This is a genomic window from Bacteroides sp. NSJ-48, from assembly GCF_014287405.1.
Classification (GTDB): Bacteria; Bacteroidota; Bacteroidia; order Bacteroidales; family Bacteroidaceae; genus Bacteroides; species Bacteroides stercoris.
The window spans coordinates 1-12,121 of record NZ_JACOOD010000007.1 but is presented as its reverse complement, the minus strand read 5'-3'; the positions used below and the strand labels follow the sequence as shown (position 1 = coordinate 12,121).

The following is a 12,121-nucleotide window of genomic DNA, read 5'->3' as shown; positions in this document are numbered from 1 at the left end:
AAAAGGGACATTCGGTAAAATGTCCCTAAAAAATAGAGAGGGCTGCGCGATTCTGAATGAATATTGCGCAGCCCTTATTTTTTATTTCTTAATTCTCAATTTTCAAATGATATATTGAGAACTGATAGATTCGTTGCTTACGACTCTTCTGATAGTTTCGGCAAACATATCGGCAATGCTTAATTGTTTAACCTTATCGCATTTCTTGGAGTAAGGAATGCTGTCTGTAAATACCATTTCAGTCAAGCCTGATTCCTGTACGCGGAATGATGCCGGATCGGACATGACACAGTGGCTGGCAATGGCACGTACGGATTTAGCACCGGCTTCCATCATGATGTTGGCTGCTTTGGTAATAGTACCTGCGGTATCTACAATATCATCTACCAATACTACATTCTTGTCTTTTACGTCACCGATAATCTGCATGGTGGCAACAACGTTTGCCTTCTCGCGCGTCTTGTTGCACAATACCAAAGGTACACCGAGGTATTTGGAGAATGTGCTGGCACGTTTTGAACCGCCTACGTCGGGAGTTGCAATAACAAGGTCATCCAACTTTAATGATTCGATATAAGGAAGGAATACTGCCGATGCATACAAATGGTCAACCGGAATGTTGAAGAAACCTTGAATTTGGTCAGCATGAAGGTCCATAGTAATCAAACGGTCGATGCCTGCAACTGAAAGCAGGTCGGCTACCAACTTGGCGCCGATGGATACACGAGGTTTGTCTTTTCTGTCCTGACGTGCCCAACCAAAATAAGGAATTACTGCAATAACACTTTTGGCAGATGCTCTTTTGGCCGCATCAACCATCAGCAGAAGTTCCATCAAATTGTCGGAATTAGGGAAAGTGGATTGAACCAGGAATACATTTGCGCCACGGATAGACTCTTCATAAGAAACAGCGAATTCACCATCGGCAAAGTGGGTGATATTCATCTTTCCTAGAGGGCAATTAAGGCTGGCGCAGATTTTTTCTGCAAGGTATCTCGAGTTTGTTCCTGAGAATACCATAAAAGGTGCTTTTTCGCTCATTTTGTAATAGATATTACCTATTTATTAATTTGCATGCAAAGGTATGAATTTCCCGCTACATAATACAAGACTTATTGTAGAAAAAATATTTTTCTTTACCGGATTTATTTGTAGCTTTGCTTTGTGAAATACCTTTCATCTATATTATTAATAGGAATGCTATGCCTGATAGGTACGGCATTTGTTTCGTGCGTGGGTACAGCTCCTACAAAAGAGGTGCATCTGATTGACTCCTTAAATCAGGCGGCATATGCTTATCGTTATAAAAATTTGGACTCATCGTGTCATGCGGCTTCAAAGGCTTACCGGGGAGTGAAACTTTACAGGCAAGGAAAGGCGGAAGCTTGTAACAATCTGGGATTCTGCGCTTTTATGCGAATGGACTTTGAACAGGCGGAGAAATACTATCAGGAAGTGTACAGTCTGACAAAGAATGAATTGGAACTTCTGATTGCCGATATAGGCTTGATGAAAATTTATCAGCGGACGGCACTGAACAAAGAGTTCTATGACTACCGCAATAGTGCTGTACGCCGCATGAAACGCATCGCAGAGGATAACAATTTGTTTGTAGACAGGCATGAGCGAATGCGGCTGACCTATGCTCGGTCGGAGTTTTATATTGTGTCTGCCATATATTACTATTATTTGCAGCAACGGCCGGAAGCTTTGGCATCTATCAATGAGGTGCCGGAGAATGAGGAGTTGGCAACAGACACAAATCAGTTATTGTATTATCACTATATAAAAGGGTCGGCTTCTTTGTGCGAAGGAGAAACGCCTGATGAGCGTCGTTTAAGGGAGTTTGATGAACTTTACACTACTTGGAAATTAGCTTCCAGGAAAGGGTATCTGTATTTTGAAGGAAACGGTATACAGGGATTGGCTAATTTGATGGCTTCTCCGGATAATTATGATTTTTATCAAGGACGGCGGACGCATGCGTTGAAACAATTCGGCGAGCCGGTGGATTCTTTATTGCCTATGCGGTTGGGACAACAGGCTTTGGAGAAATTCCGGCAATATAATGACATTTACCAAATTGCGGGTGCATACGTTTCTATCGGGAAATATTTGAATGCGCATGGAGAATATGAGCAGGCACTCGATACTCTGAAACGTGCCTTAGAGTGTGTAAACGATCATCATCGCCGTTTTTACGATTGCCACGACAGTCTGGATTGGTTGAAGGCTTATGACCGTCGTGATACGATATGTGCGGAGAAATCCTGGATTCGGCAGAAATTAAAAACCGTTCCCGAATGGATTTCAAGGATACGTGAGCAGTTGAGTGTCACCTATGCCGGATTGGAAATGAAAGAGTATTCGGATTATAACAGGAATATATATCTGGATATTCTGGAAGATACCCGTCAGGATAAGGAATTGGAAAGTCGTTATCAAGCATTGGAAAGAGAAGCGGGACAGCTTAATCTGTTGCTTTTCTGTGTGATTACGGGGCTTATTGTAGTGGTGGTGTTCTTCTGGTTCTTTAATAAACGTTCTAAACAGCGCAACAGATTGCATCTGCACCGTTTGCAATCTATGCTGGATATTTGTCAGGAGATAACTGTATCCATTCCTGCTGATGCACAGACCGAGAAAGACATCACGGATGCGATTCTGGTGGCTGTACGTCCCAAAATGAAATGCTTATTCGGAACAGAAGACGTATGTATCAAGAATAGGGAATTGATATTCGCACGGCATATGAGGAAAGATGAACAGGCTATGGTGCAAGTAATCAATCCTTATATCCAATGGGCGTTAGACAACGGAATGACTTCCATTTCCCTTGGCGAGGAACAGCGCAGACTGGAGAAACAACGCTATATTCATGAACGACATATTGCCGGAAACAAACGACAGAATCTGATTAAGAAGGCTTGCCTTTCTATTGTTGATGGTATTCATCCTTACATTGACCGTATTCTGAACGAGGTGCATAAATTGATACGCATGGGATATATCCATGATGAAACTATCAAAAAAGAAAAGTATCAGTATATTGATGAGCTTGTTACCACCATTAACGAGTATAATGATATTCTGGCTTTGTGGATTAAGATGAAGCAAGGTACGCTGAGTCTGAGCATCGAAGTTTTTGAACTGAATGAGCTTTTTGAATTGTTGAGGAAAGGGAGCCGGGCTTTTGAAATGAAACAGCTGGATTTGGAAGTAGAACCTACCGATGCTTGCGTGAAGGCAGACAGGGCATTGACTCTCTTTATGATAAATACATTGGCAGAAAATGCACGTAAGTACACTCCCAAGGGGGGTAAGGTGAGAATCTATGCCCGGCAGGAGAATGATTTTGTGGAAATATCCGTTGAGGATAACGGATGCGGTCTGTCTCCGGAAGATGTTAACCATATCATAGGCGAGAAGGTGTATGATTCCAAAATTATCGGCATGAATGATGCACCCGACCGGGAAGCATTGCGGAAAAATAAGGGCAACGGCTTCGGCTTAATGAATTGTAAGGGCATTATTGAGAAATATAAGAAAACAAATCCTGTTTTTAATGTGTGCCTGTTCAATGTGAAGAGTACGTTAGGGCAGGGGAGTCGTTTCTACTTCAGACTGCCGGCAGGAGTACGTAAGGTTTTGACCGTGATACTACTTGTATTCTCTTTAGGTATGGTTTCTTGCAGTAAGGCAACTGATAACGATGTGCTGAAAGAAACACTTACTGACTCTCTGACATTGGCCTTGCAGGCAGAATATGAACTTTTACTGAATAAGGCTTCCGATTATGCCAATGAAGCCTATTACTGTAATGTAGACGGTGAATATGCGCTGGCTTTGCAATATATAGACTCCGCAATGGTTTGCCTGAATGAACATTACGGGAAGTATGCCGAAGAACCGCATCGTTATATGACTTTGGTCGGGGATGACATACCTGCTGAGCTGGACTGGTGGAATGAGATGTTTAATTCCGATTTTCATGTGATTCTGGACATTAGGAATGAGGCGGCGGTTGCATTTCTTGCTTTGAAACAGTGGGATGAGTATGGCTATAATAATGCTGCTTATACCACTTTGTACAAGTTGCTGGGTGAGGACCAGTCTTTGGAAGATTTCTGCCGCGAACTGGAGCGTTCTACGAATAATAAGACGGTGAGTATCTTGTTGGTGATTATTTTATTGGTTACGCTATGCTTGGGGTATTATGTTCTGTATTTCCGCAGGAGATTGGTAAACCGTTGGAACTTGGAGCAAGTATTGGAAATCAACAAGCAGGTGTTTACCGCATCTGTAATATCTGCATCCGAAGACGAGGAGATGCTAAAACGTGAAGAAGATATGTTGAAAGATATTCCGCAACAAATCGCAGATAATGCATTCGATGCGGTTAATGAGTTGTTGAGTATAGAGCGGTTGAGCATTGCGGTTTATAACGAGGCTGCCCATAGGTTGGAGTACGCGTCTAATCCTCTGGAAGGAGTAGCAGAGAACAAACTTGTGTGGGAAGACTTGATGCAACGTTGTTTTGAAGAACAGAGGTATCTGTCGGAAAATGGAATGCAGGCATTGCCTCTCATTGTGAAAGCCGGAAACTCCACTCAGTGTATAGGAGTGTTGTGTTTGGTGAGAAGCAGGATGCAGCAGGAGTCCGACCGTTTATTGCTGGAGTTGATAGCCCGTTACATTGCTATTGTGATATTCAATGCGGTAGTGAAGCTGGCAATGAAATACCGGGATATTGAGACTGCTCAGGATGAAGCGCGTCGTGCGTCGTGGGAGGACAGTTTGCTACATGTGCAGAATATGGTGCTTGATAACTGTTTGTCTACCATCAAACATGAAACGATTTATTATCCAAATAGAATAAAGCAATTGATAGGCAAACTTCGTTCCGGTAAGCTGTCGGAAACAGAGGAGCGGGAAACGGTAGCGGCTATCAGCGAATTGATAGAGTATTATAAAGGGGTATTCTACATTTTGAGCCAATGTGCATCCCGTCAGTTGGAAGAGGTTACTTTCAGGCGTACGGTGATTCCTGTGCCCGAGCTGTTGGAAGCTGCGGAGAAGTATTTCCGTAAGGTGAGCAGGGGAGTTGCAGCTTCTGTTGTTTTCAGTATAGAAACAGTAAGTGAATCGGTTATCGGAGATGTAAATCAATTGCATTTTTTATTGGAGAATTTGATTGATGAAGCTTTGTCTGTGCCGGTTGCGGGAAAAATTCGCCTGACTTGTGCAGTAGAAGATGATTTTGTGCGTTTTCTTTTTACAGATATGCGGCGGGAGAAAACAAGGGAAGAGTTGAATCAACTGTTTTACCCGAATCTGGTACGTATGACGGCCGGTGAAAAGGGAAAGTTGTGTGGTACGGAGTACTTGTTATGCAAACAGATTATTCGCGACCATGACGAATTTGCCGGAAGAAGAGGATGCCGCATTAATGCAGAACCTGCAGAGAAAGGGGGATTTGCTGTATACTTTACGCTGCCCCATTATCTAAAAAGAATTCAGCCGAGAAGATAATGGCTTTTCTCGGAGCAAATTAGAATAAGTAAGGATAAAAAGATATGAAATATGGAAGCTAAGAAGTTTAAAGTCATTATTGTAGAGGACGTAAAGCTGGAATTAAAAGGAACGGAAGAGATATTCCGTCACGAAATACCGGATGCGGAAGTTATCGGTACCGCCATGACGGAACAAGAATTCTGGAGTTTGATGGAAGCCGGTGTGCCGGACCTTGTTTTACTGGATTTGGGTTTGGGTGGCTCCACTACTATCGGTGTGGATATTTGCCGCAATATATTTAAGCGCTATCCGGATGTACATGTGTTGATATTCACCGGAGAGATTTTAAACGAAAAATTATGGGTGGATGTCCTTGAAGCGGGAGCTGATGGTATTATTCTGAAGACTGGAGAATTGTTGACCAAGACAGACGTACAAGCTGTTATGGACGGGAAAAAACTTGTTTTCAATTATCCCATATTGGAAAAGATTGTAGAACGTTTTAAAACTTCCGTCCGGAATGATACGAAACGGCAGGAAGCTGTTATCAGTTATGACATAGACGAATATGACGAACGTTTTCTCCGTCATCTTGCTTTGGGGTACACAAAGGAAATGATTGCCAACCTGAAAGGAATGCCGTTTGGCGTGAAATCTTTGGAGAAACGGCAGAATGATTTGATAGGGCGCCTTTTTGGAGAGTGCGAACGAGTGGGAGTAAATGCTACGCGCCTTGTGGTGCGTGCACTGGAACTGCGTATTCTTGATATTGACAATCTGGAAGCGGACGAGGAATAATTTCGAATACCGAGTAATTATGAGGAATAAATGGCGAATGCCCCATCCCGCAACGATGTTCTTCCTGCTGACACTGGGAGTTATCTTTCTGTCGTGGATATTTGATGTCTATGGTTTGAGTGTGCGTCTGCCTCATACAGGTGAAGAGATACGTGTACAGAGTTTATTGAGCCCGGAAGGCATTCGATGGCTGCTGCGTCATGTAGTAACGAATTTTACGGGTTTTGCCCCGTTGGGGCTGGTTATCGTGGCGATGTTCGGGATAGGGGTTGCACAACATTCCGGGTTTATAGATGCGTGTATACGCAAGGGCATACGCGGACGGGGACGTAATCCGTGGCGTATCATACTCAGTGTTATTGTTCTGGGACTACTGTCCAATGTAGTGGGTGATGCCGGATACATCATATTGCTGCCTATCGCTGCAACGTTATTCCATTCGGTAGGATTACATCCCATAGGCGGAATCATAGCTGCTTATGTATCGGTGTCGTGCGGTTATAGTGCCAATATACTTTTAAGCACACTCGATCCTATGCTTGCTGCCACAACACAGGAGGCTGCCGATATGACGGATGTGTTGGGCGGACGGATCGGACCTCTGTGCAATTATTATTTCTTTTGTGTATCCACTTTCTTGTTGGTATTCATTATTTACCATATAACTTGTAAAAAACTATTGCCGGGATTAGGAGAATACAATGGGAGTAATACCTTCTGCGGTTATAAACAACTGTCTCGAAAGGAGCAGAGAGCTTTGTGGGGAGCTGTCATTGTCGGCTTGCTATATGCGGCGTTTGTTCTGTGGGCTACATTCTCTTCATGGGGTATATTAAGAGGTGTTAATGGCGGATTGATCCGTTCGCCGTTTATTATTGGTATTCTGTTCTTGTTATCTTTGGGGATAGGTTTAATGGGAATGGTGTATGGATTCGTTTCCGGACGTTATCGTACGGACAGTGATGTGATAGAGGGGCTGACCCAACCGATGAGGTTATTGGGTGTTTATTTCGTAATCGCTTTTTTTGCTTCCCAGATGTTTGCTTGTTTTGAGTATTCCCATTTGGATAAGTGTATCGCAATAATGGGAGCGAATGTGCTTTCCCCCGTTCGTTCGGATAGTTTGTGGATATTGATATTATTTATCTTGTTTACTGCTCTTATTAACCTCATTATGGTTTCTTCCACATCGAAGTGGGCGTTTATGTCGTTCATTTTCGTTCCGGTATTGGCGGGTATGGGGATTTCTCCGGATATGGCACTGTGTGCATATCGTATCGGTGACAGTGCAACGAATGCGATTACTCCTTTTATGTTTTATATGCCGCTTGTTCTGACGTATATGCAGCAATATGATAAGCAGTCTACCTATGGTTCGTTGCTTAAATATACGTGGAGGTATTCATTGGTTATTCTTATTGCCTGGACTGCTTTGTTTGTGCTTTGGTATCTCTGTAAACTACCGCTGGGATTATAATGTGCAACTATCATAAAAAAAAGAAAATGCTAACAAGTTATAAATAAACCTATTAGCATCTTCTTTTGTGATTCCGTTGCGATTCGAACGCAAGACCCACGCCTTAGAAGGGCGTTGCTCTATCCAGCTGAGCTACGGAACCATCCTTAATTGCGGTGCAAAGGTACGTTTTTTTTATGAAAACTACAAATTTTACACCCAAAATATTTATTATTTATATTAAAATAATAGACCTATATATGAAAAGTAGATAGTTGTTCTATTGAAATACAATGCTTTAGATAGCATAACATTTTTATTTTAAAAGAGAACTAAATCAACCCACATTTCAAAAGAATCTGTATAAATTCAAAATCTTATCAGCTAAATCTCAATAAAACTTTGCTTTTACAGAAATTCTCCTCGGCTGATATTACTTATAGTATATTATAATTGGTAATAAGTATCGTTAGCCATAATGATTGCATCTTCTAAAGTACCGCCATTTTGTTCTACAAATACGATAATGGCATCTATAAACTCGTTGAAAGAAGCAACATCTTCACCTGCTATTTTTTCATTATAATCTTCCTCGGTGAAGTCTAAACTTTCTATTAACTCAGTTTTCATATCTACTCAATGATTATTATAGTATCATTATTAATGCCTTTTTTTGCAAAAATAATATATCGCCATGACTTCTTAGCTATTATTTGCAAATAATATTTACCATTACAATATATTATAACAGACATATTTGTTATCGGGATTTTACCTCTGATAGCTGCAATATGAATATGATTCAACTCGTTACAGCTTATTCAATTCACTATTAATAATTGTCTATGTTTTTCTAAATCTTTTTTTCAAACTGATACCAACGATTAGATAAGTTTTTTATTTTGGTATTTCTTTTCTCTTCATAAAAGACAATTCTAATAATATTTTCAACCAAATTAATAATTAACTTCTATTTTCAAACAGGATATACACATTACTAAACGACACTCAGTGATAAGCTTATTATATTTGTAGCACTAAACCAAATACTTAATATGATGATATTCAAAAGTCATTTTTACATTTATGCTTTCTTATCCTCTATCATTATGTTGATTGGATGTGCAGATAATGACATGCCCATAAAAGATAAAGAAGAAAAACCACCTATCACAGATGAAGAAAACCCGCCTCTGTCGCCAAATGAAAATACAGAAGTAGCCCTATTCAATATTCTTAATCTAAACTATCCCGGATTGGCTACTGTTAAAGCGCTACATGAAGCAGGTGATGCTACTACTGCTTTAAAAGAACTGTTGGCTTACTACAGAAACAGAAAAAACATAAAGAATCCCAATGTCACATCAGACCCTCCCAGTGATGTAGAGCGTGGTTATGCAGACTATGCCATAGATGAATATCGTTTCTATGTAAACGATAATTATTTGGAAGATAAGATTTTGAAGAAGCCTTATTCACTACAAAACAGTGATAAAACAATAAATTGGAAATTTACACCTAAAGGTGCAGATAATGAATATCAAAAGCAATTACATCGCCACAATTGGATGCCGCTTCAAGGAAAATCCTATCAAGAGTCTCATGATGAGAAATATATGCTTTCATGGAAAGAAGTGTATACCGATTGGATTGCCAAGCACCCTCTACCCGAAGGTAGCCCTGACAAGTTCAAATGGTATCAACTTCAAGTATCCACACGTATTATGGGACAAACGGAGTTATTCGAATATTTTAAAAGTTCTCCTAACTTTACATCGGAATGGCTTTCTTTTTTCTTGATACATTTTGCGGAGCATGCCGATTATTTATCTCAATACAAATATGCCGGTGGAAATAATATCTTGTTAAGCCAAGCTGTAGCATTAGTGTTTGCAGGAACTTTATTTCCAGAGCTGAAGAATGCCTCGCAATGGCAAAAAACAGGTTATGATATCATTAATGACCAAACTTCAAAGTTATTTTTGGATGATGGTATGACAAATGATTTGTCTTTGCATTATCATATAGGTATATTAGATGGACTATACGATCTCAAACGGCTGCTCCTTCAGAATGAAGTTCCGGAGAATTTGCTGTCGCCAAATCTAAATGAGGTACTTTTAAAAGCCGCCAAAGTAGTGATGCATTTTACCTACCCCAGTTATTTTACAAAAAACAGCAAAGATTGTACTCCTGCTTTCAATGATTCATGGGTTAAAACCCGAAGTGTGCTAAATAAAAACTTTAAGAAATATAGGGAAATGTTTCCTGAAGATTCCGAGTTTGAATATATGTCCACGTATGGTAAAAGTGGCACTTGTCCGAGTACACAAATAAAAACATTCCCTTCTTCTGGTTTTTATGTACTACGTAGTGGTTGGGACCCGCAATCTACAGTGCTGATTCACAGTAATAATGTTTCTTTAAAATTGGGAGACTCAAGCCATAACCAACTTGACAACGGTACATTTGAGTTATATCGTAACGGACGTAACTTCTTTCCCGATTCCGGTGTTTGTGCATATATGGCAGAGGATAATGAGAAGATTATGGAGCTACGCAGATGGTTTCGTCAGACCAAAGCACATAACACAATGGTTTTAGGCAAAACCGCAGACCATGAAGAAACCGGAACGGAAAATATCAATAAAGCCGCCGGTACTTTATTATTATTCGAGGAAAAAGATGAATATCAACTTATTGTAACAGAGAATCAAGGATATAACAACTTCAAGCATCGTCGATCCATCTTTTACGTCAAACAGCCACAGGATTTTTTTGTGCTGGTAGATGAAGGATTCGGGACTGCTACCGGATATGCAAAATTATATTTCCATCTTTGTGATGGAAAGTCTGTTGATAATGTTCTTCTGGATAAGGAAGAATTTGGTGCACATACCACCTTTGATAATAGCAATAACCTGTTAATTCGTACATTCGGAGAGGCGAGCAGGAATCTTATCTTTAAAGAGTTTGATGGTCGGATATCCTACCAAACAGACAGGAAATATGAACACAGAAAGTCCTATGCAGTTGTCATGCGGAAACCGGACAATAATCCCGTACGATATATTACGGTACTATATCCCGTAGACTCAGCCACAAGTCCTGTAATTAAGGGACAGTTTGTCAATACAGGTAATGAAGATAAGGTATCTGTCAATGTTACAATTAACAAGAAACTATACAATTTAAGCTATAGCCTTAATAAAAGAAGGTAATCTTGTTTAAATCTTATAACTGAAATAATTATAGCCTCTCTACTTCATAATCGGGTCAGTCTAAAATTTCATCCCTCTTTGTTTACGTAAAATAACACTTGTTACTACTCTCGTAAAAAACTCAAAAAAGGTAAAAAGGTTTTGCTTCTACGCTTTAGGCAACTAACTTTGAAATATCAATATTTAAAATAATAAAAGCATATGAAAAAATTAATCTTATCTCTTGCACTTTGTTGTGCAGCTACTAATTTCTTTGCGCAGAATGCTGATCCGGCACAATTGGTTAACGAAGGTAAAGCTGCACTTGAATCTAAAAATTATCAGGTTGCATTTACAAAATTCAGCACCTATCTGACACAAACCAACAATCAAGATTCGGTAATTGCTTTTAACTGCGGCGTTTGCGCTGATAAAATTAAGAAACCGGCTGAAGCTTTGAAATATTTTGATATAGCTGTACAGAAAAAGTATAACTTGGCAAATGCTTATATAGGCAAGGCAGGTGCGTTGAAAGATTTGAAGAAAAATGATGAATATGTTGCCACTTTGAAAGAAGGTCTGGAAGCTGTACCCGGTAATAAGACATTGACTAAGTTGTATGCCACATATTATGTGAACCAAGGTATTTTAGCACAGAGAGCTAAGAAAAATAGTGCAGCAGAAGATGCTTTTAAACAAGCTCTTGAGATTCAGCCGAATAATGTTAATGCTCTCAATAGTTTAGGTACATTACTTTACAGTCAGGGTGCTACTACATTGAAAACTGACGCTGAAAAGGCAAAAGTAGAATTTAAAGAAGCAAAAGAATATTTGGAAAAACTTATTCCTCTGCTTTCTCCGAGTAAACCGGCTCAGAAAAAGATGATAGACAATGCCAATACTATGTTGAATTTTATAAATACTCAATTATAAGATTCATATATAATACAGAAAAGAGGCAGACCGATAAAGATCTGCCTCTTTTTTAGTTCTCATGGTTATATTTTCTGCTTTAATTTTATTTGCCTCTCTTCAGGGATATTCAGTAAATGTCCCTAAAAAATAAGATGGCATATGAAGATGATAGGACATGACCACTTCATATGCCATTCTTATTGCCATTTTTCGGTGCTTTCTCACATAATTCTATCCG

At 39.8% G+C, this 12,121-nt stretch carries 7 protein-coding genes and 1 tRNA gene; 5 read left to right on the top strand and 3 right to left on the bottom strand.

Features of this window, described 5'->3' with window-relative positions:
- Positions 1-102: 102 nt before the first annotated feature.
- A complete protein-coding gene (locus H8S52_RS04895; RefSeq protein WP_005654019.1) occupies positions 103-1,041 on the bottom strand; it encodes a ribose-phosphate pyrophosphokinase in 939 nt (312 codons plus the stop codon).
- A gap of 156 nt (positions 1,042-1,197) precedes the next feature.
- On the opposite strand from H8S52_RS04895, the gene H8S52_RS04890 reads away from it, so the two are divergent.
- Genes H8S52_RS04890 through H8S52_RS04880 form a run of 3 tightly spaced genes read left to right on the top strand, consistent with a single transcriptional unit; the run spans position 1,198 to position 7,789 of the window.
- A complete protein-coding gene (locus H8S52_RS04890; RefSeq protein WP_186909399.1) occupies positions 1,198-5,532 on the top strand; it encodes a DUF5113 domain-containing protein in 4,335 nt (1,444 codons plus the stop codon).
- Between the two features lie 51 nt (positions 5,533-5,583).
- Positions 5,584-6,312, top strand: coding sequence for a DUF5932 domain-containing protein (locus H8S52_RS04885; protein WP_016662687.1), 729 nt, complete (start codon positions 5,584-5,586; stop codon positions 6,310-6,312).
- Between the two features lie 19 nt (positions 6,313-6,331).
- Entirely contained in the window at positions 6,332-7,789 is a 1,458-nt protein-coding gene (locus tag H8S52_RS04880) for an AbgT family transporter (RefSeq protein WP_186909398.1), read from the top strand.
- Between the two features lie 68 nt (positions 7,790-7,857).
- On the opposite strand, the gene H8S52_RS04875 is transcribed toward H8S52_RS04880, so the two are convergent.
- Together H8S52_RS04875 and H8S52_RS04870 are read right to left on the bottom strand one after the other, a co-directional pair.
- A tRNA-Arg gene (locus H8S52_RS04875) sits at positions 7,858-7,931 on the bottom strand.
- A gap of 284 nt (positions 7,932-8,215) precedes the next feature.
- Positions 8,216-8,398, bottom strand: coding sequence for a hypothetical protein (locus H8S52_RS04870; protein WP_005654034.1), 183 nt, complete (start codon positions 8,396-8,398; stop codon positions 8,216-8,218).
- 425 nt (positions 8,399-8,823) lie between these two features.
- On the opposite strand from H8S52_RS04870, the gene hepC reads away from it, so the two are divergent.
- On the top strand, positions 8,824-10,989 hold the full coding sequence (gene hepC / locus H8S52_RS04865) for a heparin-sulfate lyase HepC (protein ID WP_186909397.1): 2,166 nt from the start codon (positions 8,824-8,826) through the stop codon (positions 10,987-10,989).
- 201 nt (positions 10,990-11,190) lie between these two features.
- Positions 11,191-11,901 carry a tetratricopeptide repeat protein gene (locus H8S52_RS04860; RefSeq protein WP_005654037.1) on the top strand — a complete coding sequence of 237 codons (711 nt, stop codon included), beginning with the start codon at positions 11,191-11,193 and terminating at the stop codon, positions 11,899-11,901.
- Positions 11,902-12,121 lie beyond the last annotated feature (220 nt).